Genomic DNA, 26937 nt, shown 5'->3' with positions numbered 1-26937 from the left:
GCCCGGCTTGACACTGTCTCTCCCGCATGATACGCTCCCTGTGGAAACAAATCCCTGCCTGATGCGCAGTCCGGAAAGGAGACGGGACGAAATGAGTAAAATCCTGCTGGTGGAGGACGATCTGGCCCTCGTTGAGGGGCTCACATTTTCCCTTCGGAAAAACGGGTACGCGGTCACCGTTTCAAGAACCGTGGGAGAGGCTCTCAGGGCGCTCGCGGAGGGAGATTTCGATCTGCTGCTTCTGGATCTGTCTCTGCCCGACGGCAGCGGGTTTACAGTGTGCGAGGCGGCACTGCGGAAATCCCGGGTCCCCATCCTCTTCCTCACCGCCTCGGACGACGAGGTGAACGTTGTGCGCGGCCTGGACATGGGCGGCGACGACTATATCACAAAGCCCTTCCGCCTCAACGAGCTCCTGTCCAGGATCGGGGCCGCCCTGCGCCGGTGGGGGATGACCGCCGGAACGGGAGCGGAGCTTCACTCCGGCGGGATCACCGTGAAGCTGGAGGAAAACCGGGTACTGAAGAACGGGAAAGAAATCGAGCTCACCGCCGCGGAATACCGGCTTCTTTGCCTCTTTCTCCAAAACCCCAATGCCGTTCTCACCCGCCCGGTGATCCTGGACCGGCTCTGGGACGGGAACGGCAGCTTTGTAGACGACAACACGCTTTCGGTCTATGTGCGCAGGCTGCGCGGCAAAATCGAAGACGATCCGGAGCATCCGGGCTGTCTTCTGACGGTGAGAGGAGTGGGATACCGGTGGAACGCTTCCAGATAACCGATGTGGGCATGCAAAAACAGCTTCTTGCGGTGTCTTTGTTCCTTTTAGCTTTTCTCCTGGCCGGGCAGCTTTCGTCGGCCTATATGGCGCAGGAGTACAAGACCGCCATGGCCGCTCACGACTCCGCCCTGGCAGGATATCTGCTTCAGAGCGGGAACGCGGGTGGGGGAAGCATCGCCGCGGTCTTCACCTCGGAAAAAACGCAGGCGGAGCAGGAGACGGGAGCGGCCCTGCTCTCCTCCTACGGATACGGCGCCGACATGCAGACAAGCCTTCTTCCCGAGGTTATGGAGTTTCGTCTGAGATCGGCGCTGATCATACTCGCGTATTCCCTTATATTTTCTCTTGGAATTCTCTTCGTTCTGCACCGGGGCTGCCGCCGCCGGGACGAGGAGCTGGACTTTGCCGCCCAGACGCTCCGGCGCTTTATGGACGGGGACTCCGGCCTTCGCCTTCCGGACTGCGGAGAAGGCAGCCTCTCCCGGCTTTTTGCGGAAATCAACGCCCTGGCCACCTCCCTGACGGCACACATCCAGCGGGAGCGGGAAAGCCGGCGGTTTCTGAAGGAAACCATCTCCGACATCTCCCACCAGCTGAAAACGCCCCTTTCCGCTCTTATGATGTACAACGAGATCCTCCGTGAGGAAGAGACGGAGCGTGAAACGGCGGCGGCTTTCACGGAAAAAAGCCGCCGGGAGCTTGAGCGCATGGAGCATCTGATCCAGAGCCTTCTCAAGCTGGCAAAACTGGACGCCGGAACCATTGAGCTCAATCAAGAGGTTCATCCGCTTAAAAGCTTCCTGGAGGGATGCCTGGAGTCCTTCTTCCAGCGGGCGGAGCACGAGGGAAAACACCTTCTGCTTTCCTGCGGGGATTGTGCGAAGCTGGCTTTCGACGAGCTGTGGCTGGGGGAAGCGGTGGGCAATCTCATCAAAAACGCGCTGGACCACACGGATTTTGGCGGTCGGATCGAATTGAGCTGCGGTGAAACAGCCGCGGCGGTGACGATTACGGTCAGAGACGACGGCGCGGGCATCCATCCCGAGGATCTTCATCATATATTCAAGCGGTTTTACCGGAGCCGCTTTTCCAAAGATTCTTCCGGCGTGGGAATCGGGCTGTCTTTGGCGAAGGCCATCGCGGAGAAGCACGGCGGTGTCCTCACGGTCCAGAGCGAGTTGGGCCGTGGGGCGGAATTCGCCATGCTCTTTCCACGGCTTTAAGCCGCCGGGGATTCCGCCCAAGCTTACAAAACCGTAAGATTCCATTCACCGCAATGTAAGACGGACGTGGTATCCTCTCTTGTATAAAGCCGTATGCGGGATGGTTTTTCACGGGAACCATATCCCTTGCCGCAGAAAAGCGCCGGAAGGCGGCACACAGAGGCGGGGGCGCATACAGCCTTCTTAAAGCGAGGTGTGAGGATTGAATATACTTTCCGTGCAGAATCTTTGCAAGACTTACGGCGAGGGCGAGGCCAGGGTGGAAGCCCTGAAGAACGTTTCCTTCTCCGTATCCAAAGGCGAATTCATCTCCATCATCGGGCCCTCCGGCTCCGGGAAGAGCACGCTTCTCAATCTCATCGGCGCTCTGGATTATCCCACGTCCGGTACCGTCACGGTGGACGGCAAGGACATCTTCGGGATGAAGGAGGAGGAGCTTTCGGTCTTCCGCAGGCGGAATATCGGCTTTGTCTTTCAGACGTACAACCTGGTGCCCGAGCTCAACGTGGAGGAAAATATGCTCCTGCCCATCCTGCTGGATCAGCGGAAACCGGACATGGGGTACATTCAGGAGCTTCTGGACATGCTGGGTCTTACCGCCAGACGGCATCATCTTCCGCATCAGCTGTCCGGCGGGCAGCAGCAGCGAGCAGCTATCGGGAGGGCCCTGGCTGCGCGGCCCGCCATCGTGCTTGCCGACGAACCCACCGGCAACCTGGACAGCAAAAACAGCCGGGACGTCATAGCTCTTCTCCGGCTCTCGGTGGAACGCTACAGCCAGACGCTCATCATGATCACCCACAATCCCGGCTTCGCGTCCAATGCCGACAGGGTCCTCGGCGTGGAGGACGGCGTCGTCACCGAGCTCGGGGGTGCCTGCGTATGACGGGGTATCTGGGGCTTTCCGCCAAAACCCTTTCCGCCCACAAAAAGAGGACCCGGCTTTCCACCTTCAGCATCATCCTGTCGGTGGCCTTGGTGGTGGGGATTTTCTCCATGCTGGACGTGCTCCTGAAGTTTGAAAAGCTGCAGGTCATAAACGATTACGGCAACTATCACATGTATATAACGGATGCAACGGATGCGGAAATAGGGGCGGTCTCCGGGCGCGCGGACGTGAAGAATACCGGCACGTGGATTGCTTTCAACAGCGGCAGCATTGCCGGAATTTCTTGTGATATCGTCGCTTTGGATGAAAATTTCGCCCCCAATATGGGCATCCGTCTGCTGGAGGGGACCTATCCCGAGGCCGGAGACGAACTGATGCTGGAAAGCTGGGCGGCGGATAAGCTGGGCGTCAGCGTGGGAAGCCGGATCTTTTTTTCTTTCCCGGGTCAGGAAGAGCGGTCCTTCAGAGTGAGCGGAGTCTTTTCCGATTTCAGCAGCACAAAGGCTACAGGAGAACCGGTAGTCATACCTTCCATGCAAGCCGCCGGATCTGCACAGGCAGAAAAGAAGCTTCTTCTCATTGAATTCAAGGAAAAGGCCAATATGCGCAGGGCAATCGAGGAAATCCGGGAAAATCTGAAGCTTTCCGACGAACGCGTGGGGCTGAACGACCGCCTGTTGGCCGTCCTGGGGCAAAGCGATTACAAAGCCGCCTTAGAGCTTTACCGGGTGGGTGCGGTCCTGTTTCTCATCGTGCTGGCAGCCGGGATCATGATGATCTACAATACCTTCAACATTTCCGTCATGGAGCGGATGCGCTCCTTCGGCCTTCTCAGGTGCGTGGGCGCGTCAAAAGCCCAGATCAAGCGGCTGGTCCGCCGGGAAGGATTTTTGCTTCTCCGCTGGGGTCTGCCGCTGGGTATCCTTCTGGGAATGGGCGCCACTCTATTCTGCTCTGCGCTTCTCAAATACTACAACGGTTATCTGTTTTCCGAGATCCCCCTCTTTACCCTCAGCCCCGTCGGGATTGCCGCCGGCGCCGCTGTGGGCGTGCTCACCGTCGCTCTGGCCTCCTCCCTGCCCGCTAAAAAGGCTTCCAAGGTATCTCCCGTGAGCGCCGTATCGGGAGCCGGCGAGATCCGGACGAAGAAGGCCGGAAAGCAAGGGCTCCTGACCCGGCTCCTTCCGGTGGAAACCGCCATGGGGATCGGCAGCGCTCTCATGAAGAAGCGGACCTTTCTCCTCATGTCCCTCTCCATCGCCGTGAGCATCGCGATGTTTCTGGGCTTCAACGTACTGGTCAACTTTATGTACAGCAGTCTGAAGACCACGAAGCCCTATACGCCGGACATCACCCTGACGGCGGAGGCCGGCTTCGATTCGGAGCTTTTTTCACGGCTCCGGGAGCTGGACGGGGTCAAATACGTCTATGGAAGAATGTTCGGCCATGTGACCGCCGCCTTCGACGCCGACAGGCTCACCGATACCTACCGGGAGCAGGCGGGGAATATCGAAACCGATGAAAACGGCCTTCTGATTCCCACGGAACAATCCTGGCTCATCTCCTATGACGCAAACCAGCTGAAGTGGGCCAAAACCGACCTCGCCGAGGGGACCCTTTCCCAGGAAAAGCTGATTGCAGAAAACGGCATCATCGCGGTATTCTCGAACATCCGGAAGGGCGTAACCACCACGACGGCAGATCTGAAGCTGGGAGACAAGGTCTATATCGACACGGCGTCGGGAAGAGAAGAGTTCACCGTCATGGCGATATTGCGCTCCGCACCCTTTTCCGACAGCAGTCTGAACCTGGCCACCTTCATCACGACGGAACAGCAATTTACGAATCTCACAGGAGACACCGCATACGACGTCATAGACATCCAGCTGAGAAACCATGATCAGGAGGCGACCGTATCCCAAATCAAAGCTCTGGCGGGAGCCGATACGACCTTCCTGGATTCGCGGCAGAAAAACAGCGAGATCAACCAGACCTTTTTCACCATGGCGGTCTTCGTCTACGGCTTTACGGCGGTCATCGCCCTCATCAGCATCCTGAACATCGTAAACACCATGCAGACCACCGTCTCCTCAAAAACGCGGTATCTGGGCGTGCTGCGCGCCGTGGGCATGTCGGGCAGGCAGCTGGGGCGCATGGTGGCTGCGGAGGCTCTAACCTACAGCATTTCCGGCGCCGTTTTCGGGTGCGTCCTGGGTGCTTTTCTCCAGTGGGTGCTGATCGCCCGGCTGCTCACGGCAATCCGGATCACCTGGGCCTTCCCCGCGGTACAGATCCTTTTCATCTTCCTGATTACAATTCTCGTATCCCTTTTTTCCAGCGCCGCCCCGCTGAAACGCATCCGCGCCATGGGCATTTCCGAAACCATCGGTTCCCTGCAATAAACGTTCCGACCACAAGAGGCTGTTGCAAAGTGCACATATTACACAATTTTCAATGGGATTCCCCCCGCGGACGGCGGGGGGAATCCCATTAAAAATCCAGTGTTTTTGTACATTCTTTGAATGATGCAGCAGCCCCTTGTGTCGATTCATTAAAAGAATCTCCCACCTGCAGCAAACCGATACCACAGGCAGTTTTTATCCTTCCGGCAATCCCGGCAAAAAATCAGCGGGGCATATCGGCAAAAAATACCGCAACTCCTGCTCTTCCGGCAGTTTCCTTCTTGCAAATTGTTCCATCAGGCATATATAATGATAGAAAAGTAATTTGAATACTTTTATGGGAGATGGCCGCATGTCGGAACTTAACCAAACAAAAATTAACCTCTACGATCTTCTTATCTGCCTGACAAACGCGGGGGATCTCATCCGTCCGGAGGTATCCAAACATCACCAGCAGGTGGCCTACCTTGCCTTTCGTATTGCCGATCAGATGAAACTGTCCGCGGAACAGAAAAAAGAGCTGATGCTGGCGGGGCTTACCCACGACGTGGGAGCCTTTTCCCTGGACGAAAGGCTCTCGCTCATCGAGGAGGAGCCCCCCACATCCCAGGATCATGCTTTCCGGGGGGCGCGGCTGCTGGAGGGCTTTTCTCCCCTTGCCGGCGCAGCGGGGATCATTCGGTACCACCATATCCCCTGGAGTAACGGAGAAGGCCGGACATTCCGAGGGGAAGAGGTATCCCCGCTGAGCCATATCCTTCACCTTGCGGACCGGGCGGCCGTCGCCGTGGATCGGAAGACCGACGTCATCGGTCAGATCAAGAATATTCAGGGGAGAATCCTGAAACTCAGAAATTCCGTCTTCATGCCGGAGGCAGCGGACGCTTTTCTGGAGATCAGCGAACAGGAATATATCTGGCTGGACATGGTATACGAGCCGCTTCTATACATACTTCCGGATATTGTGGTGTTCGACACGGTGGAACTGGACCTGGACGAGCTGACGGAGCTTACCAAAATTTTCGCCAATATCATCGATTTCAGAAATCCCTTTACCGCGACCCATTCTTCGGGAGTGGCTGCCGCGGCGGAGAAGCTTGCGGAGCTGGCGGGCTTTTCGAAAAACGAGTGCAAAATGATGCAGTCGGCGGGCCATCTGCACGATCTGGGAAAGCTGGCGGTAAGCCGAAGCATACTGGAAAAGCCCGGCGCTCTGGACGCTGACGAGCTTAACCGGATCCGAAGCCACACCTTTTACACCTACCGGCTGCTTCAGGCAATCCGCGGATTTGAAACCATCAACCAGTGGGCGTCTTTTCATCACGAAAGGCTGAGCGGAAACGGGTATCCGTTTCATCTGGGCGAGAACAGTCTCTCACTCGGGTCCAGGATCATGGCTGTGGCGGATATCTTTACGGCCATTATGGAAGACCGCCCCTACCGGAAAGGGATGGCCCCAGAACAGGCGGTTGCGGTGCTCAACACCATGGTTCTGGAGAAGGCCATCTGTCCCTATGTCGTTTCCATTCTCATGGAAAACTTCGACGCCGTGGACAATGCGCGGCGGAGGGCTCAGAGCACCTCATCCGGCAGGTACGACTATGTCATGAACGCCCCTTTATAATGCCCACGGAGCAAATGCGATTGCAAAGCGCGCCAAAGGCCCGCTGTGAACGGCAACCAGTCCGGGTTGCCGTTTTCATATCCGCTTATTCATTGTCCGGTTCGATTTAAAATCATCTCATCCGACATTTGTCTTAAATCTGAGCGGCGGCCGAACAGCCGCCGCTCCCGTTTAATCGGAATCAGAACCGGATCGCCGAGGAATCGATGCTTTTCAGATCTTTCGCCCCGGTGAGGCTCATAACGCGGCGGAGCTCCTCGTTCATGCCGGAGAGGATCTGTTTGGCTCCCTCCTTCCCCGAAACGTCGTATCCGGCCAGCACCGCGCTCCCCGCCAGCACACCGTCGGCCCCAAGAGCCAGGGCCTTGAAAGCGTCGGTTCCCCTGTCGATGCCTCCGTCTATGAATACAGGAATTCTTCCGCCCACCGCCTTTGCGATTTCCGGCAGAATTTTCAGGGGCGGCACCGCGCAGTCCATGACGTTGCCCCCGTGGTGGGAGACAACAATGGCCGCCGCGCCGGCTTCCAGCGCCTTATACGCGTCCTGCACGCTGAGAACGCCCTTGAGGATAAAGGGAAGCCTGGTTGCCTCAACATAGCTCCTGATGTCGGTAAGAGTCTTCGGGCCCATGAGGTCCGGGCGGATCAGGCTGTCCCCCACCTTCCCTCCGAATACGAAGTCGATGTCCATCCCCAGGGCGAAGGCGCCGTGTTTCTCCGCTTGGTCGATTTTTTCGAAGATCAGATCGGTATCCCTGTAAGGTTTGATAATCTTGGCGACTTTCGCTCCCGTTTCGATCATGGCCACCAGTTCGGCCTCGTCGCCGATGCCCGCCCACATCACGGCTCCTGTTTCCGCCGCCGCAGACGCGATTTCGGCCATTCCCTTTCCGAGCCCGGAAATCGCGGCCACCATTATGGGGGTGGAAAAGACCTCACCAAAATAACTTGCTTCCGTGGAAGCGGGAATCGCGTCGATAACCCGCATCTCGATGGTCAGTGAATCGATGTAATCCCGTGAGAGTTTCAGGACGTTTCCGGTTTCCGCCCCTCTCTTCCGGACCGTTTTGCTTCTGCCTTCCGCCAGTAATTTCCCTATCATGCCAGTCGCCTCCTTATTTTATGTTACATTCCGCCTGGTGTACCATGCCCGCATCTTAAAGCGCGGGTATTTTCTTTATTCACCTCCCCGTATCCATTTGCCCTTGCAGGCTCATCTGGATACTGTGCCGAATATGTACCAACCGCCCGGTACATTCTATCGATGCAACCCCGTTTTTTGCCTTTCACCCGGCGCGGTGCCCGGAAGCATAAGAGGCGACCAAAAAGCGGATCCAGTCCGTCACGTCCCGGAGCGCCGCTATATCCTGCCTGCTCTTCATCAGGAGGATGCCTCCCTCGATCATTCCGACGATGCTCCCGGCGAGCCTATTCACTTCTTCCGCCTCCGCTGTTCCGCGGGGTTCGAACATCTCATCAAGGACCCGCCGCAGGTTTTCCGACCAAGCCTCGAAAACCTCCGTCAGCTTTGCCCGGAAGGCTTCGTCATGCTCGCTCATCTCCAGGGTCAGGTTGCCGAATATGCAGCCGCTCTTCGCCTGCATGGATCCGTGGAAGGAAACGACCCACTTGAGCATCTCGTCAAACTTCACTTCCGGAGCCTTGCCGGAACCCAGAACCCCCAGGAGCAGGTTCCGGTGAAAATATTCATAGTTATAATCCAGCACGGCAAGCCCCAGCTCCCGTTTGGATGCAAAATAGTAATAGAACTGCCCCTTCCCGGTGTCCGTTGCCTCCAGAATATCGCTGAGCTTTGTGTTTTCATAGCCTTTTGAACGAATCAAGACGGCAGCCGCCTCTATCATTTCCCGTTTTTTGTTCATTCCCATGCCGCTCCTTTTGTACCAACCGGTCAGTTTTATTTTATGTCAAAGATCTTTCTCCTGTCAAGGATATTTTATACTATACTTCAATAAAACTGTTGATACAATAAGTGAAGCAGTATGGTTGTCCTCCCGCCGGAGGCAGGGGGGCAACCATACGTCTTGTTTAATCTTTTTATTGGATCATAGTATTACGGTGCAGGAAAACAAATTCAAGCGCCCGGCGTTCTGTGTATATTCCAGTGCGCAAAGCGCAGAAAGCTTTGCGGGAAACGTTCCCCCAGAGCCTCGCCGTACGCGGCGCCGCCGAGGATCAGAACCGCGCCGAAAAGCTGTGCGGGCGAAAGGCGCTCTCCCAGAAACGCGGCTGAAAACACCAGAGCGGACAGGGGCTCCAGATACCCGCAGACCGCCACCGACTGCACCGGAAGACGCTCTACGGCTGAAAAATACAGCCAGCATCCGACTCCCGTGTTGACCGCTCCAAGGAGCAGGACCGCAAGGATGTTCCCCGGCGCAAAGAAGAAAGTAAAACCCCGATTTATGAGCAGAAAAGCGGCAACGGTGACGAAAGCGGAGGCTAGCTGCCAGAGGGAATTTTCCAGGCCTCCTATGCCGGCCGCCTTTTTGCTGAACACCACCATGACGGCGTACATCACGGCAGCCATGCCGCCGCAGACCATCCCCCAGGAAAAGCCGCCCTGTCTCAGCGCGGTTTCGCCCAGAAGCGCCATCCCCAGGACAGCCGCCCCGATCCCGGCCGTCTTTCCCGGCACCAGCTTTTCTTTGAACACCAGGGGCGCCAGCGCCATTACGATAACAGGGCCGAAATAATACTCCAGAGTCGCCGGGCCTACGCCGAGGCGCCGGTATCCCTCATACAGGAACATCCAGCCCGCTCCCAGGGCCGCACCCGAAATCATCAGATACGAAAAGTGCCCCGGTTTTTGAAACGCCTGGAACTTTTCCCGCTTGATCAGGAATACGGCCAGCAGAAACGCACTGCCGATGAGCGTTCTTAAAAATACAATTTCCATGCTGCCCATGGGGATAAAACTTGCCACAATCCCGTTGGTGCCGAAAATCAGAAGCGCCGATATGTACTTCAGATAAGATTTATTCGTATTGAAGCCGCCTTCCTCTTGCAGTTTTTCCCGCATTAGTATACCATTCGATTTAGCATAACAAAAACGAATCTTTGTCATTTTGTCAATGACGATTTCAGATATACGGAGGCGGCTTATGAGCATTCAGAAGTATACAGCCTTTGTGAAGACCGCGGAGTGCGGCAGCTTCACGAAATCGGCGGAGTTGCTGGGGTATTCCCAGTCCGGGATCAGCCGGATGATCGGCGATCTGGAAGCGGAGTGGGGCGTGTCCCTTCTGGACAGAAGCCGAAGCGGCGTGTGCCTCACCTCCGACGGGCTTCGTCTGCTTCCCCACGCCCAGAGCATCTGCAACGAATACCGGAAGCTTCGCATGGAGGTGGACGAGCTGCACGGGCTGCAGTCCGGGATCATCCGGGTCGGCACGTTTTCCAGCGTGGCGACCCACTGGCTTCCCAACATGATAAAGGAGTTCCAGAAGAGCTGCCCCAACATCGATTACGAGCTGCTGCTGGGCGATTATACGGAAATCGAGCAGTGGATCCTGGACGGGCGTGTGGACTGCGGATTTCTCATTCTGCCTGTGAAGGCCGAGCTGGAAACGATATTTCTGGAACAGGACCGCCTGCTGGCGGTCCTGCCGGCGGATCATCCTCTGGCAGGATGCGAAAAATTCCCGGTGGCGGCCCTGTGCGGCGACCCCTTTATGCTGCTGGAAAAGGGCGGTAAAACGGAAATATCCGAAATCTTCGAGCAAAACGGCATTTCACCCCAAATCCGCTTTACAACCTGGGACGACTACGCAATCATGTCCATGGTGGAAAGCGGCCTGGGCATCAGCATCCTGCCGGAGCTCATCCTGCAGCGCATCCCGTACCGGATCGCGGTAAAGGAACTGGACGTGCCCGCCTACCGCAGCATCGGGCTCGCCATGAAAAGCCAAAAAACCGCTTCCGTAGCTGTAAAGCGGTTTTTGGAGTATCTGCCGTACCGGCACAAAACAGCGGAGTGAAGAAATGTAGTCCGGTCAGCATCTGGCATGTTAAACCAGCCTGTACCCGAGAGTTGTACCACGGCTTTCTGTCCGGCGGAGAAGGGGGATTGCCGCTGCGGAGTGCAGGGGGCACGGAATAACGGCTTGTCATTTGTCAATTTACAATTTTGTTTCTGCTGCTGACGGATATATCACACTGAAAAGTTTAGAACGCGGAGCACGACAAGAGCGGTTATACATTCAAGTTCACGTACAAAAGAAGTTAATCCGTAACGCTTCAATGTATGGTATATTGTTCTTACTATCTAAAAAGCAGCCCGTACGAAACGGGGTGACTGGATATGCCGGGAGGAAGAAAAATCAATAAACAGTGCCTGTATTTCACCGAACGGCTCGCGCAGGCCATGCGTGATATCACAGAATATCCGCTCACCGTCGTTGAGGCACCAATGGGCTACGGGAAGACGACGGCGGTCAGGGAAGCGTTTCGCAGCAGCGGAATCACGCCGCTAAGACTTCATATTTTCTCCAACGATACGGACGGCTTCTGAACGGCTTCGTCGAACTGATCGGAGAGCTTGACAATGGCTGCTTGAAAACGCGGTCTACGCCTCCATACCAGAGGAAGCGACAGGTCTTCTTCTGTCCGTGTGCATCTTCGACGGCTTTACACGGAAGCAGGCCAAATACATTTGTGGCGAAAGCGACCCGGAGCGAATCCTTACAGAGCTTACGGACAGCAATTTATTCGTCGCCTATGACAGCAGATCAAGAATGTACTATATCCACAGCATTCTCCCTTTTAACAAATATGTTATAATTTATTACGATCATTTTTAATCTTCCACACGTGGGGGATGTGTAAATATGAAGCAGAAAAACATAAACGAGCCGCATTATTATTCCGACCGGCTCAGAACAAAACTGAATATGCTTCATTCGGCGCCGGCGGCGATCTTCGAAGCGCCTTCCGGATATGGAAAGACGACGGCTGTACGTGATTTTCTTGAGAGAGAGTTGCCCAAAGACACGCCGGTTTATTGGTTTACCGCCGCGGAGGAACTGCCTACCGCCGGCTTCAGGCGGTTATGCGGAGAAATCAATAAAATAGACGGTGCGGCCGGAGAACGTCTTTTGAAAATCGAGCTGCCGAACGCCGCCAACGTCGGTGAAGCGTGCGATGCGTTCAGATCTGTCCGCTGCGGGCAGGAATCATATTTTGTGATTGACAATTATCAGATACTGCAGGACTTTTTGCTTCCGCCGTTCTTTTCCGCACTGATCGAGCACGGTATAGACGGACTGCATATCATTATTATTTCTCAAATACTGAATAAAAATTTCCGTTCCATTCTCAGCAGCCGCGGGGTGCTGCATATTACTTCTGCGGATCTGCGGCTTGATTCTGAAGATATATGCCGCTATTTCAAGGCTGCCGGAGCGGGAATTTCGGCAAATGACGCGAAAAGCCTTGCGCAGTATACCGAAGGCTGGATCATAGCGGTTTTTCTTCAGTTCTGCACTTTTCGCGAAACAGGCACCTTATCCGACACCTCCGGTATTATGATGCTGATGGAACAAATCGTCTGGGACGTTCTGACCGAGGAACAGAAAACATTTCTGCTTTTGGTATCGGCCTTCGATGTTATAAACGTACCACGGGCGTGCAGGCTGCTTGATTGTGAAACGCTGCCGGAATACGCCCTTAAGTCGCTGGAAAATCCGTTTATCCGTTATGATCCGGCCGAGCGGCGATATGAGCTGCACGGCATCATGTCTGAAATGCTGGTTCTCAAGCGCGCGGAACGCGGGGCTGACTTTGAAAACGCGTGCCTGCTGAAAGCGGGAGATTGCTGCAGGGACGAAGGCATGACCGACAAAGCCCTGAGTTTTTATGTGCAGGTCAAGGACTATGAGCGAATGCTTTCCATTGATTTCTCCCAGTTGCTGCTGGCGGAAATAGGGAATACTCCTTTTGAAAAAATTGCTCTTGATATCGCGATGAACTGCCCGGCCGATCTGAAAAGACGCCATCTGTTTTCTATGCTGCGGGTTGCGTGGGCGCTGCTGATGTTCAGTATGACCGAGGCCTTTGACGGACTCATGGCGGAAATACAAGTCATGCTCACCTCCTGCCGCGACGCGGACCGTTCCTGGCTGTTGGGTGAATGGACGCTTTTATCCTCGTTTAAGGCATATCCCCATCTTGCGAAAATGACAGTGATCGTTCGCGAGGCGGCAGGATATTTTAACGGGAAATGTTCCCGGGTTATCCTGCCGACCATCCCCTGGTGCTTTGGGGAGTTTTCACCTTTTGCCGTATTCCATACAACGCCCGGCGAGGCAGATCGTGAAGCGGATGCTCTTGAAGAATACCTGGCGGTATACTCAAAGCTCACAAATGGCAGCGGCGCTGGGGCCGACGTGCTGTTTCGGGCCGAGCTTGCTTTTCTGCGAGGGAATCTGACAGACGCCGAAATTCTCACCTATCAAGCGATTACGCTGGCCGAAAGCAGCCAGCAAAGCATGGTGCATCTGCGGTCAACGCATCAGCTGGCAGAGATCGCTCTGCAAAAAATGGATCTGGTGGGCTGGCAAAACGCAATCCGATCCATGGAGCGTGCCGCCTCTTATGCGGCTCAAAACACGTTCGTAACACGTTTGAACATAGACATACTCAGGGGGATCCTCCTGAACGAAATGCACGAACAGCAGAAAGTCGCCGAATGGCTTCAGAAGGGCGATTTCTCCGGGCGAAGGACACTGCCGGCAATTGTGTTCAGCGCGCGGTTTGTATATTTCAGCTTTCTCATGCAGCAGGGTGAATTTACGAAGCTCGTCGGCATTTCACAGGCTTATCTGGCATCGCTGAAAGAAGACCTTACTCCTTTCAGCACAATGTTGTTTTACCTTACATTCGCGGCCGGTTATACCGCTGTCGGCAATATTGCAAAGGCGGCCGAATACATTGAATATGCCGCCGACAGGGCGTTTCCGGACGGGCTCATCATGTCGTTTGCTTCCTTCAGCGCCAGGCATGATGCTGTTACTGAGATGCTGATCAATAATAAATATCCCGCACTTTTAGAAAAATATCAGCAGGTCAAGGCGCGGTTCGTTTCCGGCAAGGAGGAACTGAGAAGAGCCCTGCATTCCGGAGATTTTCCCTCGGATCTCACGGCGCGCGAATACGAGGTGGCAAAATTGGCCGCCGAAGGTCTTCGCAACAGCGAGATCGCCGAAAGGCTCTTCGTGACCGAAAGCACGGTGCGCGCGCACCTGCGGGTGGTATTTCAGAAACTCGAGATAGACCGCAGGGCAAAGCTCATGGAAATTCTCAGATAGGATAAGCAAAATTGTCCATTCGGACGATGCGCAGATTTTAATCCCATCCTACAATGTCTGTAGGATGGAATTTTTGTATTGTGAGGGGGTGGATATATGAGTTATATCAAAGCGGTGGTTCCCATGAAGAATCACCGGCTGTTTATGGAGATGGAAAGCGGCAGCACCGTAACGGTCGATCTTTCCGTCAAGCTGAACACCATCAAATACGCGGATCTGAAGGATGATGGAGTTTTTATGACCGCCGTGACCGACGGAAATCACGTGATCTGGGGCGGCGGGCAGGTGAAGCTAAGCGTAAACGAGCTGATGGATGCCGCGTTGTTGGGGTGATGTCCTTAAATTATTATTATGTAGGGGGAATCCGAATGAAAACGAAGCGTTTGTCGAGCCTGCTTATCTGCGCGGCGCTGCTGCTGACGCTGTTACCGCCGGTGGCGCTGGCGGCTGTGGTAACGGTCCCCGGCGGCACCGTGAGCAGCCTCGACCAAGCCGTGCTCGATGCTGCGCTTGGAACCGGCAACTGGGAATGGTCGGCGACGGCGACGACGGACGACACGGTTAAACTCAAGGCAGACCTCACGCTGGCGGCGGAACTTGTTGTTGCAACGGACATGATCCTTGATTTAAACGGCCATGTTTTGTCCGGGGCCGTAGGGACATATGGTAACGAAGACGTCCCTGCGCTTTCCGTTTCCTCCGGATATACGCTGACACTGCTGGATAGCGTAGGCGCCGGCGGAATTACAGGCGGAAACGGCGGTGACTACAGTGGCGGCGACGGCGTCGCTGTTTATGGAACGATGAACATGCTGGGCGGCAGCGTCACAGGCGGCAGCGGCGGCTACGCATTCGGCGGCGACGGCGTCGCTGTTTATGGAACGATGAACATGCTGGGCGGCAGCGTCACGGGCGGCAGCGGCGGCAGCGGCGGCTACGGCATACTGTTATATTTGTCAAACCCATCGGCGAGCATCGGCCCTGACGCTGTGATCAGCGGCGGCGATGGCAGCCTTCAAGGTGGCGCCGGTGCTTATGGTAAATCTGGCAGTATATGTAACAGCGGCAGCATTTCCGGCGGCGCCGACGCCGCCAGTGCCCTCGGATCAGGTGTACTCCTTGAACCGGCCTGCTCGCTCAATAATGACGGAGAGATCACCGGCAGATATGGGGTGAACGGCAATGGGAATACCGTCTGTGTCTATTCCGACAAAGCCACCGGCGATGGGATCACAGGAACGATCAGCCAAACAGGCGGCGCTATAACGCTGGACACTTCCACGGATAGGCCCTCGCTCTCGGCAGCAGTATTTGCCGACTTCGGCAGCGCGGACTTGGGGTATGACGCCATACAGGCGCAAACCGTCACCGTCGGATATGAAAGCAACCTGCTCGCGCCGGTGCAGATCACGCCGTCGTCAAGCGCCTTATTTTCCGTCAGTTCCACTGCCTCGGACCTCATCGGGCAGTACGGATACATTCTGCCGGGGAGCGAATCCCTTTCTTATCTTGTCGCCCCCGATACAGGCCTTGCTGCGGGAAGCTATGCCCTGCGCTTTTCAGACTCCATGAGCCAAACGGTTCAGACGTCTTCCTTCTCGGTGGCCGGACCTTTCATAACGCTTCATACGGACGGCATTTCCGGCGGCGCATCGAATTGGGTATATTACGGCGAATACGACGCAACGAATGACAGCATCGACAACCCAACGCCGATTCTGTGGCGGGTGCTTGATGCGGACGCCGGAAACGCCACGGGAACGGGTGATTCCCTCAGCGACGGAAGCAACCCGGTCGATAACGAAGACGCCATGTTTCTGCTGGCGGAAGATATATTGGCTTCCTACGTGGATTTTGACAGCAATGGTTTAAGTAACGCATGGCAGGGCAGCGACGCGCAGAGCTGGTGCATCAATCTATACAGCAATCATTTTGACCCTGTCGAACAAGCAGCCGTCGCGGCCACGACGAAGACAGATGCAGCAACTGATGTTTTCAGCAGCGCGGTCCTGTCAGGCGATCCTTTATTTTTCCTTTCGGCTGAAGAAGCAGCGAATCCTTCTTACGGTTTTTTATTGGATCAAGATAGAATAGCATCTTTGCTCTCGTCGGCTTCAACCCCCTATTTGTGGTGGCTGCGCTCGCCTCTTGGGAGCCCCGGAGATTCTGTGGGCGCCGTTGACGAAACCGGCAACATTTTTACTGAAGTCTTTGGCGACGGTGTAAACGATGATGGCTCCGTTGGTGACGGCACCATGGACAGCCATGAAGGCGTCCGTCCCGCTTTCAATTTAAATCAGAACGCAGTTCTGTTCGCGTCCGCCGCCGCAGGCGGCAAATCCGCAGCTGGCATGGAGAGCGGCCTGACGACTGTTTTGACCGGCACGTCCATGGCGTGGAAACTGACGCTTTTGGACACCGGCAGGAGCTTTGATGTATCGGAAACCGCTGCAACCTTGACGCCCGGCGACACTGTCACACTGCATTATACGGGTGCGACCGTTTATGACGGCGCCACCGCGCCGAGCGAATACATCTCCGCCATGATCGTCAAATCAGACGGTAATATCCTTTACTACGGCAGAATCGCGCAGCCGACCGGTACAAACGGTACGGTGAATATCAGCATCCCATCCGGTCTTGCGGAAGGTAACTATAGCCTGAAGGTATTCTCCGAGCAGTATAACGGCGATTACGAAACCGACTACGCCAGCGCCTTTTCCGCTGTGGACCTGACGGTAAACCCTGCGTTCTCTGTCTCCGTCACCCATTATACCATTACAGCCACGGCGGGAGCGGGCGGCAGCATCAGCCCCTCGGGGCGTGCATCCGTCGCTTATGGCAACGACAAAACCTATGCCATCGTCGCCGAAGAGGGCTATAAGATCGAAGATGTTCTGGTGGACGGTGTTTCCGTCGGTGCGGTGTCCGGTTATACCTTTGAGAACGTGAAAAAGGCGCACACCATAACGGCTTCGTTCACAAAAGCCATAGTCAATCCGTTCACAGACGTCACTGCGGACGACTGGTTCTATGAAAATGTCCTGTACGTCTATGAAAACGGCCTGATGAAAGGGACGGGAGGCGGTATGTTTGCACCGAACAGCACGCTGACACGCGGAATGTTCGTCGCCATCCTGTACCGAATGAGCGGCGATACCGGCAGTTATACGAATACTTTTTCTGACGTACCTTCCGGCGCGTGGTATGAAAATTCCGCGGCGTGGGCCTATGAAAACGACATAACAGGCGGTATAGGTAACGACCTCTTTGGTCCCGGCATCGCAATCACCCGCGAACAGCTTGCCGTAATGCTGTACCGTTACGCGCAGTATATGGGATACGACGTTTCCGTCGGCGAGGACACGAATATCCTCTCCTATAACGACGCGTTTGATATTTCCGATTATGCTTATTCCGCCCTTCAGTGGGCCTGCGGCTCGGGCATAATAAATGGAGATGACAACGGCAATCTGAACCCACAAAGCTCCGCCACCCGCGCAGAAGCGGCGGCCATGCTGCAAAGATTTATTGAAATCGCTATCAGCTGATGCTGAAATAATAAAAACAGTCAAACTCCTGTAGTCATTGAAACTACAGGGGTTTGACTGTTGGCAAAAGACACGGGTTGGATACAAAATGCGCCCACCCTCGGACTTCCGTTTGAGGTGCATACATTTTTGATTTTTTTCGTTTGTTTCATGCGTTTTCCGTTTGATGGGTAAACACAGTGTTCATTTGCATTCTTGCGCTGTTTCTCAGTACAATGATTAAGTACAGGTCACATAATAAACCAATGGCTATGATTGCATTTGAGCTTGGCAGGTGACGTTATTTGACACTTACGTTTATTACTGCGCTCGTGTTTTTGTGGATTCCTGTTTATCAGTAATAATTCTATTTTACAATTATCCTGCAAAGCGAAATAAAGTAACACAAAAACACCCCAATAAATATTGCCAGCATGCCATATTGCAGAAAAGGATTCATTGTACCCTGCGGATAGACGATCTGAAAGATTATTCTTGTCAGCCATAAAGCACATGTTGCACTCAGAACAACCATCATCGAGTATCTGTTTGAGCTGCTGCCATAGGCAAGAAGCATGTTAGCGATTCCGAACAAAATAAGCGATAAGGAAAAGAATACATTTAATGCCCTAACAGCAAGAATCAATTCTTTTGCGCTGCTGTCAATATATGAATACCAATTCCATATTCCGGGGACAAACAGGTGCCACACTCCAAACCCGGTTGAAACGATACTCCCCATCATTATTAGTATGTTTGTCAGTTTCCCCATAAATTATCTCCTGCCTTACTCTCCGGGAACGCCGAAATCTTCTTTGTTATACAAAATATATGCGTACAGTATTTCTCTTAACATTTCAGCTTTATTCATAACGGTATAAATTCGTTTATTTTGTTGTCATTATGTTTTTCAGTCTCAGAGCAAACTCCGCCGCCTGCGCGAGATCGCGGTCGTCAGGCCGGCCTTTGTTGATTCCCCCGAACAGCTTGAGGAAGCTGTTCGTATTGAATCCCGCACAGCCGAATTCACCGACGATTTCGTAGCCTTCGACGCGCAGTTTTTCGCGGAGGACCGCATGGTCTTTGAACATCTTATTCTGTAACATGACCTCGTCTTTCACCACGGCGCGGGGCATGCCATCAGTGGAGAAAAGGAAGGCTTTCGTTCCGTTTGCTCGGGGCAATTTGTCCGCCAGCGCCAGAAGTCTCTTATGGTGCTTGCCATCATAGATGCCGGAGCCGAAACCGACGAGATCATATGCGACGAGAGAGCCTGGTTCCATGAGCTCCGGCGGCGTGACGCCGGCGTCCAGAATTTCCGCGATGCGCTCTGCGACCTTTTCTGTATTCTTGTGATGATAAGAGCTGACAACGACGATCGCTTTCATTTTCCTTCTCCTTTCACCTCGCGGTTGAATGCTTCGCCGCTGCTGGCCCCGAGGATGTCGGCCATTGGGGAGGCGAGCTAAAGCGGCGGGGAACGCTTGCTCGCCTCGATTGGAATTATTGTTTGCCGTATTACCTGTCAACCGGCTGAGCCGCGCCTTCTGTCAGCTTCCTTGAATATTTGATAATGAGCAGCATTGCCAGGATTTCCATTACCGCAAAGAACAGATAGTGCAGCGTCACAGAACAGCCGGCAATAATGTAAACGATGGTGATGACGCTTGCAATGATGTTTGCCCGGCGATTGACGCGCTCTTTTAATATCCTGCTCAGGTAGATCATAGCAATAGGTATCTCCTGTATAACGGCAAACGCCAGCATCATAACCTGCGTGACCTGAATCTTGTCTTCAGAACCCGGCAGCACGAAGGTGAAAACATCTGCGGCGAGAATATTTATCAGGACAATGATCCATAAGGTTGAAATCCGAGCTTTCAAGTCTTTTTCCGTGAGCTTCTTGACAATTGACATTTTGTCGCAACTCCTTTTTACAGTAATTTTCCTGATTGCGTAAGGATTCGCAATCAGACCTATGTCCAGGGTAATCTTACTTTTCGCTGACAGGCGCCGTCATTTTTGATTTCTTTACGCCCCAGATCAGCAGCCAAAACATAAACAGCAGTTCTGCGGCTGTCCCCGGGCATAAAAGTACGGTTTCCATCGACGTGTTTGAAAGTATGAAATGTACAAATACTGCCGCCAACCCACATATTGTCTCGACAATAAAAAGAATCCCAAGAAATTTCGGAATTGCGCCGGATCTGTAAATCAGCATACCAAGCGGCAATACCCACAATGCGAAGAACACCTGACCGATCATATATCCGTGTTCGTAAAGTCCGAAAAAGGTCAGCGCCAAAGATTGCCGGAGCATCGGGTCCAGCGCGCCGGCATAACCTTCGCCGGCCAGGATATACACAGGCGCAATTTCGTTCAGGATGTTAGCCAGGAGCAGGACGCTGCCGGCGGCGGCGAATATCACCATCAGAGCCGAGAGGCCTTTGTTGACCGAAACCAACAGCTTATACAGCATGACGGCCGTGAACAAATAGAACAATGCCATGAGCATATCGCTGACGATTCCAAGGCGGTACAGAGGTTCATTCGCCGTAATATTGTTAATTGTTGAAGCCAAATCATTCGGTAAAAAAAGCTTCTGCCTGAAGAACAATTCCGCAGCTAATCCGAAAACCACCATGAATAAGAAACAAAGTCCCGCCAGTCTTGCCGTTTTTTTATTTGGAGTCATTTAAAATACCTTCCTTCAGATTTATTGAATAAGTTTTTCGCAGCATGACGATCCCGAGCCAAACAATCATTCTTGATTGGATTTCATACGAGTAACTGAGATGAGCGGCATTCCCAGGTCGCGCACTTTTTTGATCAGTCCATGCAGCGTGGCCTGATCTTTAACGGAACCGGTTAAAAGCGTATCCCCGTTATCCTCCAAAGTCACGGTTAATCCCTCAAACCAATCTGCCCATTGAGCGCCCAAGTGACCCCCAACTCTGATCTGGTAGATTCCATTAGATTCAGTATCTCTAATCATAAAAACCTCCTAACCTCAAGTTTTCTAAGCACACTCTTAGAATACATAAGGCTAGGAGGTTTCAACACCTACTTAAGGAGGTTTCAGCACCTACTAAAGTAGGATAAATCCATCTGGCAAGTTATACGAGGCCGAGCGCTCCGGCCTTTGCTACCGCTTCCGTTCTTCTCCTGACATCCAGCTTTTCATAAATAGTTTGATTATATCCTTTCACCGTGCTCAATGCGAGGAACAGCCGGTTTGAGATTTCCTGATTTGACAGGCCTTCGACGATCAGGCCAAGAACCTCAAGCTCCCTTATTGTCAGCGGCTCAATGAGTTTTTGATTGGCCGATTCCTTCCTGAGGGGTTGTAAGTCATCCTTGGGAAGCTTAGCTTCTGCATCCTGCGGAAGATGATCGATAAATGGCCTGTAATAGTTATCCTCTTTTGCCAAAGCAACTGCTTCGTCATAAAATGACTGTCGTATCTGATTCTGCCCCAACGCCTCCTGCACTTTGCTCGCAAGAACCAGGTAATGAATAAGGTGGCCGTTCCTTTTCTGTGTTTTTGCACTGGCAACTAGGCCGTTACAGATCCCCGCCGCTCTTTTTAACATGTCATTATCTGCTTTTTGATTCAGAATTTGCTCGACTTGGAACGCCGCGGCGAATTCGCGGAGATACGGGATATGATCGGGGTCAAAAGAATCTGATGTTTTATATAAGTCTGTTTCCGTCATACCGTGTCCGCTTCTAAAAAGGATATAGCTCTCCATATCTTCAAGTGAGAGATAATCCGGAAGCGGATTCATGATGTACTCACTCTTGCTTTCTGTAAGACTTTCAAGGGCCCTGTCAAAAAGGCCCTGGCTTAAATAAAGCTTGGCAAAGAGCAGATAATACTTATATTTCCAGTCTATGAGCGCATACATTTGCCCATATTCCTTGCTTATTTTAAGGAGGTCATATACCCCCTGATTATTCCCTTCAAGATAAGCGATATTTGCCAGCCCCAAGTATAAACTCGCTAATACTGGCTGGACCCTGCCGGAGGAGTCAATACGCGCTATTGTTTTATCAAAAATCGACTTCGCCTCTTTCAAACGGCCCATTTGAATACATAATTCGCCAAGCACCATATAGAAGCTGTTGGAAGTAAAATCATTTATGTTTTTACCGAAACTATGCAGAGCATCGACAGTAATCTTCTCGGCTTCCAAAAGATCTCCGGATGACCAATGGGCCACCCCCAGGAGCATTGCAATAACAGCACTTTTCATAGGTTGATTCTGGGGAGTCTTGCGCAATGCATCTTCGGCATGGTAAAAAATACCTTCAATATCTTCCGTTGCGGCGGAAACGTACGCATGCGCTGATGCAACTGTCGCCGGGAGCAGTTCATATTGCTTTAAATCAGCAACTGGATATTCTTCAGGATTTTCCTGATGCAACGCATATAGTCTTTCAGCTGCTTCCAGCCATTTTTTACTTCCTTGGATATCCCCGGTATCGATAAGCGCCCAGCCGTAGCCCATCGCGAGAACAGGTCTCTTTTCAATCATGCCTGCAGGTAACTGCTTTGCCATTGCCAGCCATGTACTTGCCTGCAGCTGAAGATCCATCTCCGCCCATCTGCATTCAATGATATTTGCAGCTTCATCATAAAACGAGCCGGACAGGTAATGATGAATCGCTTCAGTAGACATGCTCACAGAATCAAACCATTTGCCGGCTCTGCGGTGCAATTCCTCGACTGTCAAACCTCCCGTCTCCTGAATATAGCCAGGTAATCGCTGGCTCAGGAGATCCCGGAACAAATGATGGTATCGATACCATTTTCTTTCCTGATCCATTGGTATGATGAACATGTTTCTATGCATCAAGTATTCGATCGTCCTCATGCTGGAACCATGACATGCATCCAGGAGCGAATCACAAAGATCGCAAGAGAAATAATCAAGCAGTGAGGTTAACAGCAAAAAGTTCTGCACTTCTTCGCTTTGCTTTTCCAGCACCTCTTCTATCAGGTAATCCATGATATATTTGTGGCTCCCTGACAATTTTTCAATAAAGCTGTTTATGTCCTCCAGGCCCTGCATAGACAGCGTGGCAAGCTGTATCCCTGCGACCCAGCCCTCTGTTCGCTTCGTAAAAAGCGCCACGTGTTCCTCATCGATGTCGCGTTGAAGCTGTTTGGATAGGAAAGCTTCTGCCTCTTCATTCGTGAATCTGAGGTCTGAAATTCGGATCTCCAGAAGTCTCTTGCTTAAACGATACTTTGACAGAGGGAAAGCGGGATCCTCCCGCGTTATAATCACCAGTTTCATTCTCGGCGGCATATGCTCGATCAGCATGTTAAGGAAAAAATCAATCTGATCGTTTTCAATGACATGATAATCGTCAAGCACCAGGACAAATTCCCTCTTAAGCTGATGAAGATTTGTAATAATGGAACGCATGAATGAGGGATAACCCACAGATTGGACGGATTCCAACAGTTGAAGCAAGTCGTCTCCTACAGTCTTATCCAGTCCTTTCATTCCTTCTATCAGGTAAGCAAAAAACAGTTGTATATCATTATCCCAATTGTCCAGCGAATACCAAATGTGTTCGTATTTGCAACGGCCGATCCATTCACTTATGACTGTTGTTTTCCCGGAACCAGCAAAAGAAGAAACGAGTATGACATCAGAGCGACGATTGTCACGAAGCTTATTTCCCAGGTCAATTCTGGCAATTGTTGATGCGCTTACCTCCGGCCTTATCAGCTTAGAATGCAATATTTCAAATTTCATGTAATTGACACTCCATCCAAATTTTGAATTACATCCCCTGTGCTTACTTCATGTATATTTTATATGGGAAGTTAAGGAAACGCTGACTCATACCCGTTCATCCCAAAGGATGATTTCATTCGTGATTTCCAGAAATTCATCCCGTTTGGTCTTTTTACGGCGGTCGGACATCCTCTCTACGTTTTTCTTAATTCTATTACACCATTTGACCAGACTAATTGCCCGATTAAATCAGTGTATCCTTAACACAAACACGTTATTTATAAAAAGTAAAGCATTTAATGTTAATCCAATTATAATTCTTTATTTTTGAAATATCAATTTTGGTCCTAAAGAATTCAAGAGCCTTGCAATTACCGGAAAGGTTTTGCATATTACAGATGAAACGGAAAGCAACTGTGTTTTATACGAGTTGACCGAGGCATTGTATCAATGCTTCGGTCAATTCTTGGCGGAGAAGGAGGGATTTGAAGAGGAAAACCTGAGTATTTTAGGATTATTTTAGTGTAATTATGTGGTAATTCGTTTGAAATCTATAAGAATTGGTACCAGTCAGTCCGGTTGTTTTATAGAATCTCAATCTCTAAAGGGTCAAAATAAGGGTCAAATTTACAATTGAAAGGACGAAGCACGGCAATGTTATTGTTGTGTTATCATCTCACCGGAGTATCTTCGGATAGATTGGGAGCCGAGGATTCAACCAAAACATCAAGCCGTGGTTTATTCTTCCATGCGTCTTAAAATATGATATAATTCTTTCGATATATCTGTTGTCGGCACATGCGAAACGGGGTGTCAGGATATGCCGAGGTCAAAAAAAATCAATACGCAGTGCCTGTATTTCACCGATCGGCTCACACGGGCCATGGGTGATCTCATGGAATATCCGCTCACCGTGGTTGAGGCGCCGATGGGCTATGGGAAGACAACGGCGGTCAGAGAAGCTGTCGGCCGCGCGGGTATCACGCCCCACTGGCTTCATGTTTTCACCGATGACACCGATGGCTTCTGGAACGGCTTTGCGGAGCTGATCGGAGCGCTTGACTCTGTCTGCGGCAAAAGCCTCGTTCAGCTTGGCTTCCCAAACGAGGCGGTTTCCATGAACGAAGCGGTAAAACTCATATCCCGCGTCAAATTGTCAACTCCGGCCGTGATCGTCATCGACGATTATCATCATCTGGACAGCGCCGAGCTGAATACGTTTTTTGAGCTTATGTCAGAGGGCGAACCATCCGGCCTGCATATCGTTGTGACCGCGCGGTATACAAAATTCAAGAGGCTGGAAGAACTCAAGCTGAAAAAACGCCTGCACCACATTGACAGTGATACCTTTGCGCTAAAGCCGCAGGAAATCGCCGATTACTTCAAAGCTTGCGGCATAACACTGAACGCCGACCAAGCCCAGCGTCTTTATAAGATGACCGAGGGCTGGATCAGCGCCCTTTACCTGTTTCTTCTCGAATACGTTTCCAACGGCAGTTTTACCAATTCGGAAAGCATTTACCGGCTTCTTGAGAAAACGGTCTACGCCACCATGCCGGAGGAGACGAAAAACCTTCTTGTGTCCGTGTGCATATTTGACGGCTTCACACGGAAGCAGGCCGAATCCATTTGCGGCGAAAGCGACCCTGAGCGAATCCTTACAGAGCTTACGGACAGCAATTTATTCATCACCTATGACGGAAGATCAAGAATGTACTATATCCACAGCATCTTCACGGATTTTCTCCGCGAACAGTTTGAGCAAAAAGACGCCGCCGTAAAGACAGAGGTATACCGCAGGGCTGCCGGGTGCTATCGACAGGAACGTGACTTCTCTAAGGCAAGAAAATACTTCTTTCTTGCCGGGGAATTCGACGGTTTGCTCACGGCGCTTGAGGAAGACCATGCCAACGATTATTCGCCCTATGACAAGGACTTGCTGAAAAGCTATATGGCCGCCTGCCCGGAGGAGGTAAAAGCCCGCCATCCCTATGCGCTGCTCATCTATGCTATGCACTTGTTCGTACATAAGGAGCTTGCGTTGTTTCACAACGTGTGTGAAGAAGTCAGTCATCATATGAATGCAGACAAGGGAATGGCGCCCGACTTGCGAAATCGACTTTTAGGGGAACTTGAGCTATTACTCAGCTTTGCTGAATTCAACGACCTTAAAAAAATGTCGGAACGTCACAAAAAAGCGTGGGAACTGTTGAATCAACCGACGTCAATTTATGACACGGGGACCAATTGGACGTTTGGCTCGCCCTCTGTTTTAAGCCTTTATTACAGAGAAAGCGGCATGCTCGAGGCGCATATACAGGATATCAAGGAGGGTTTGCCCTATTACTACCGCCTGACAAACGGACATGGTTCAGGCGCGGAATATGCGATGGAGGCCGAAAGTCTCTTTAATCAGGGTGACTTTGAAAATGCTGAGATTTCGGCGCAAAAGGCTATGCTCAAGGCGCAGTCGGGTCAGGATGACAATATTGTTTACAGCGCATTATATCTGCAGATACTCATTGCTTTTATGAAGGGCGATTTATCCGGCGTGATGAAGCGCATCCATGAAATGCACGAGGCTATGAACAAAAGAAACGAATCTCACTTTATACATATGGCGGAGATTTGCGAGGGTTGTATCTATGCTTATCTCGATCAGACGGATAAAATCCCGGAAAGATTGCTGGAAGTTGACTTGAGCAATCCTCTTCGGCTGAGATTTCCCGCACTCTCTTTTTTCACGGTCATGTACGGCAGGGTTCTCCTGATCAGAGGGGAATACTTAAAGCTCATCGGCAGCGCTGAGCACTTTGTCTCCATATCCTCCGTTTTTTCGAACCTTCTGGGGTATATCTATACATACATATACCTCGCCTCGGCATATCGTAAGATTTTCAGAGAAGAGGAAGCGCTGTCCAGCCTGAAAAAAGCCCTGGAAATTGCCATGCCGGACAGGCAGTACATGCTATTTGCGGAAAACTGCGATTTCATCGAACCTCTTCTTAGGAAAATCGCGGCGGAAGGCAGCTTCAGAGAGGATATTGCAGAGATTCTCACGCTGTATCAAATCTTCAAGCGCTCCAAAGAGCAAATGATACGGGACTATTTTGCAAAGGAGAAACCAAGCTTGACCGAACGGGAGCTTGAGATCGCCCGCCTTGCCGCGTCGGGAATTACCAATAGCGAAATAGGAAAACAGCTGTTTATTTCAGCCAACACGGTAAAAATGGCAATGAAGTCTATCTATACAAAGCTCTCTATTAACAACAGAACGCATTTACAGCAGTATTTGAATGACCTCGAACAGTAAAAAACCTGCGAAAGACTACCCGGCGGGTAGTATCGCTGCCAAAAATACCACGGTACAATGAATGTATCGTGGTATTTTTGTGCTTTTTGGAGGT

General features: G+C 52.0%; 21 protein-coding genes. 12 read left to right on the top strand and 9 right to left on the bottom strand.

Annotated features, from left to right (window positions below):
- Positions 1-91: 91 nt before the first annotated feature.
- From B9A13_RS08460 to B9A13_RS08440, 5 genes are all read left to right on the top strand, one after another.
- Positions 92-778, top strand: a complete 687-nt coding sequence (locus tag B9A13_RS08460; protein ID WP_084234701.1) for a response regulator transcription factor — start codon at positions 92-94, stop codon at positions 776-778.
- Complete coding sequence (locus B9A13_RS08455; protein WP_242942824.1) at positions 760-2004, top strand: sensor histidine kinase; 1245 nt, start codon at positions 760-762, stop codon at positions 2002-2004. The genes B9A13_RS08460 and B9A13_RS08455 overlap by 19 nt, the downstream gene beginning before the upstream one ends.
- A 202-nt stretch (positions 2005-2206) precedes the next feature.
- Positions 2207-2890, top strand: coding sequence for an ABC transporter ATP-binding protein (locus B9A13_RS08450; protein WP_084234700.1), 684 nt, complete (start codon positions 2207-2209; stop codon positions 2888-2890).
- Positions 2887-5295, top strand: a complete 2409-nt coding sequence (locus B9A13_RS08445; RefSeq protein WP_084234699.1) for an ABC transporter permease — start codon at positions 2887-2889, stop codon at positions 5293-5295. The genes B9A13_RS08450 and B9A13_RS08445 overlap by 4 nt, the downstream gene beginning before the upstream one ends.
- A gap of 352 nt (positions 5296-5647) precedes the next feature.
- A complete protein-coding gene (locus B9A13_RS08440; RefSeq protein ID WP_159448076.1) occupies positions 5648-6919 on the top strand; it encodes an HD domain-containing phosphohydrolase in 1272 nt (423 codons plus the stop codon).
- 181 nt (positions 6920-7100) lie between these two features.
- Here the strand turns inward: B9A13_RS08440 and B9A13_RS08435 are convergent, their stop codons facing one another.
- The 3 genes from B9A13_RS08435 to B9A13_RS08425 all read right to left on the bottom strand — a co-directional run bounded on the left by B9A13_RS08435 (position 7101) and on the right by B9A13_RS08425 (position 9962).
- The gene (locus tag B9A13_RS08435; protein ID WP_143806919.1) at positions 7101-8021 is read right to left on the bottom strand and encodes an alpha-hydroxy acid oxidase; all 921 of its coding nucleotides are present in this window, start codon (positions 8019-8021) and stop codon (positions 7101-7103) included.
- Positions 8022-8205: 184 nt separating this feature from the next.
- Positions 8206-8802, bottom strand: a complete 597-nt coding sequence (locus tag B9A13_RS08430; RefSeq protein WP_084234697.1) for a TetR/AcrR family transcriptional regulator — start codon at positions 8800-8802, stop codon at positions 8206-8208.
- Between the two features lie 212 nt (positions 8803-9014).
- Entirely contained in the window at positions 9015-9962 is a 948-nt protein-coding gene (locus B9A13_RS08425) for a DMT family transporter (RefSeq protein WP_084234696.1), read from the bottom strand.
- Positions 9963-10044: 82 nt separating this feature from the next.
- Between B9A13_RS08425 and B9A13_RS08420 the strand changes: the two genes are divergently transcribed.
- The 6 genes from B9A13_RS08420 (at position 10045) to B9A13_RS08395 (ending at position 17798) form a co-directional block, all read left to right on the top strand.
- Positions 10045-10920, top strand: a complete 876-nt coding sequence (locus tag B9A13_RS08420) for a LysR family transcriptional regulator (protein ID WP_084234695.1) — start codon at positions 10045-10047, stop codon at positions 10918-10920.
- A gap of 323 nt (positions 10921-11243) precedes the next feature.
- A complete protein-coding gene (locus tag B9A13_RS08415) occupies positions 11244-11453 on the top strand; it encodes a hypothetical protein (protein WP_084234694.1) in 210 nt (69 codons plus the stop codon).
- A 37-nt stretch (positions 11454-11490) separates the two neighbouring features.
- Positions 11491-11742, top strand: coding sequence for a winged helix-turn-helix domain-containing protein (locus B9A13_RS14710; protein ID WP_479724529.1), 252 nt, complete (start codon positions 11491-11493; stop codon positions 11740-11742).
- 294 nt (positions 11743-12036) lie between these two features.
- On the top strand, positions 12037-14247 hold the full coding sequence (locus B9A13_RS08405) for a LuxR C-terminal-related transcriptional regulator (RefSeq protein WP_242942823.1): 2211 nt from the start codon (positions 12037-12039) through the stop codon (positions 14245-14247).
- 96 nt (positions 14248-14343) lie between these two features.
- Positions 14344-14580: a DUF2442 domain-containing protein gene (locus B9A13_RS08400; RefSeq protein WP_084234691.1), complete on the top strand. Its 237-nt coding sequence runs from the start codon at positions 14344-14346 to the stop codon at positions 14578-14580.
- A 35-nt stretch (positions 14581-14615) separates the two neighbouring features.
- Complete coding sequence (locus B9A13_RS08395) at positions 14616-17798, top strand: S-layer homology domain-containing protein (RefSeq protein WP_159448075.1); 3183 nt, start codon at positions 14616-14618, stop codon at positions 17796-17798.
- A gap of 346 nt (positions 17799-18144) precedes the next feature.
- Here B9A13_RS08395 and B9A13_RS08390 read toward each other — a convergent pair whose 3' ends face one another.
- The 6 genes from B9A13_RS08390 to B9A13_RS14460 all read right to left on the bottom strand — a co-directional run bounded on the left by B9A13_RS08390 (position 18145) and on the right by B9A13_RS14460 (position 23548).
- Positions 18145-18549 carry a hypothetical protein gene (locus B9A13_RS08390; protein WP_084234689.1) on the bottom strand — a complete coding sequence of 135 codons (405 nt, stop codon included), beginning with the start codon at positions 18547-18549 and terminating at the stop codon, positions 18145-18147.
- 115 nt (positions 18550-18664) lie between these two features.
- Positions 18665-19165, bottom strand: coding sequence for a flavodoxin family protein (locus B9A13_RS08385; RefSeq protein ID WP_084234688.1), 501 nt, complete (start codon positions 19163-19165; stop codon positions 18665-18667).
- 130 nt (positions 19166-19295) lie between these two features.
- Positions 19296-19694 (bottom strand): DUF6326 family protein, encoded by a 399-nt coding sequence (locus B9A13_RS08380; protein WP_084234687.1) that lies wholly within the window; start codon positions 19692-19694, stop codon positions 19296-19298.
- 76 nt (positions 19695-19770) lie between these two features.
- Positions 19771-20472 carry a DUF4386 domain-containing protein gene (locus B9A13_RS08375; RefSeq protein ID WP_084234686.1) on the bottom strand — a complete coding sequence of 234 codons (702 nt, stop codon included), beginning with the start codon at positions 20470-20472 and terminating at the stop codon, positions 19771-19773.
- Positions 20473-20538: 66 nt separating this feature from the next.
- A complete protein-coding gene (locus B9A13_RS08370) occupies positions 20539-20772 on the bottom strand; it encodes a hypothetical protein (RefSeq protein WP_084234685.1) in 234 nt (77 codons plus the stop codon).
- A 121-nt stretch (positions 20773-20893) separates the two neighbouring features.
- Positions 20894-23548, bottom strand: a complete 2655-nt coding sequence (locus tag B9A13_RS14460; protein WP_084234684.1) for a winged helix-turn-helix domain-containing protein — start codon at positions 23546-23548, stop codon at positions 20894-20896.
- 877 nt (positions 23549-24425) lie between these two features.
- Here B9A13_RS14460 and B9A13_RS08360 point away from each other — a divergent pair.
- Positions 24426-26843 carry a winged helix-turn-helix domain-containing protein gene (locus B9A13_RS08360; RefSeq protein ID WP_207651221.1) on the top strand — a complete coding sequence of 806 codons (2418 nt, stop codon included), beginning with the start codon at positions 24426-24428 and terminating at the stop codon, positions 26841-26843.
- Positions 26844-26937: the final 94 nt, after the last annotated feature.

Origin of the sequence: Papillibacter cinnamivorans DSM 12816 (genome assembly GCF_900176335.1) — a bacterium.
Lineage (GTDB): Bacteria > Bacillota > Clostridia > Oscillospirales > Oscillospiraceae > Papillibacter > Papillibacter cinnamivorans.
This window is presented reverse-complemented; position numbering and strand designations above follow the sequence as displayed.

Bases quoted from the DNA above. Each gene is read 5' to 3' on its own strand.
- B9A13_RS08460 (WP_084234701.1), top strand. From the start codon at position 92: ATGAGTAAAATCCTGCTGGTGGAGGACGATCTGGCCCTCGTTGAGGGG.
- B9A13_RS08445 (WP_084234699.1), top strand. From the start codon at position 2,887: ATGACGGGGTATCTGGGGCTTTCCGCCAAAACCCTTTCCGCCCACAAA.
- B9A13_RS08440 (WP_159448076.1), top strand. From the start codon at position 5,648: ATGTCGGAACTTAACCAAACAAAAATTAACCTCTACGATCTTCTTATC.
- B9A13_RS08435 (WP_143806919.1), bottom strand. From the start codon at position 8,021: ATGATAGGGAAATTACTGGCGGAAGGCAGAAGCAAAACGGTCCGGAAG.
- B9A13_RS08430 (WP_084234697.1), bottom strand. From the start codon at position 8,802: ATGAACAAAAAACGGGAAATGATAGAGGCGGCTGCCGTCTTGATTCGT.
- B9A13_RS08425 (WP_084234696.1), bottom strand. From the start codon at position 9,962: ATGCGGGAAAAACTGCAAGAGGAAGGCGGCTTCAATACGAATAAATCT.
- B9A13_RS08420 (WP_084234695.1), top strand. From the start codon at position 10,045: ATGAGCATTCAGAAGTATACAGCCTTTGTGAAGACCGCGGAGTGCGGC.
- B9A13_RS08415 (WP_084234694.1), top strand. From the start codon at position 11,244: ATGCCGGGAGGAAGAAAAATCAATAAACAGTGCCTGTATTTCACCGAA.
- B9A13_RS08400 (WP_084234691.1), top strand. From the start codon at position 14,344: ATGAGTTATATCAAAGCGGTGGTTCCCATGAAGAATCACCGGCTGTTT.
- B9A13_RS08395 (WP_159448075.1), top strand. From the start codon at position 14,616: ATGAAAACGAAGCGTTTGTCGAGCCTGCTTATCTGCGCGGCGCTGCTG.
- B9A13_RS08390 (WP_084234689.1), bottom strand. From the start codon at position 18,549: ATGGGGAAACTGACAAACATACTAATAATGATGGGGAGTATCGTTTCA.
- B9A13_RS08385 (WP_084234688.1), bottom strand. From the start codon at position 19,165: ATGAAAGCGATCGTCGTTGTCAGCTCTTATCATCACAAGAATACAGAA.
- B9A13_RS08380 (WP_084234687.1), bottom strand. From the start codon at position 19,694: ATGTCAATTGTCAAGAAGCTCACGGAAAAAGACTTGAAAGCTCGGATT.
- B9A13_RS08375 (WP_084234686.1), bottom strand. From the start codon at position 20,472: ATGACTCCAAATAAAAAAACGGCAAGACTGGCGGGACTTTGTTTCTTA.
- B9A13_RS08370 (WP_084234685.1), bottom strand. From the start codon at position 20,772: ATGATTAGAGATACTGAATCTAATGGAATCTACCAGATCAGAGTTGGG.
- B9A13_RS14460 (WP_084234684.1), bottom strand. From the start codon at position 23,548: ATGAAATTTGAAATATTGCATTCTAAGCTGATAAGGCCGGAGGTAAGC.
- B9A13_RS08360 (WP_207651221.1), top strand. From the start codon at position 24,426: ATGGAATATCCGCTCACCGTGGTTGAGGCGCCGATGGGCTATGGGAAG.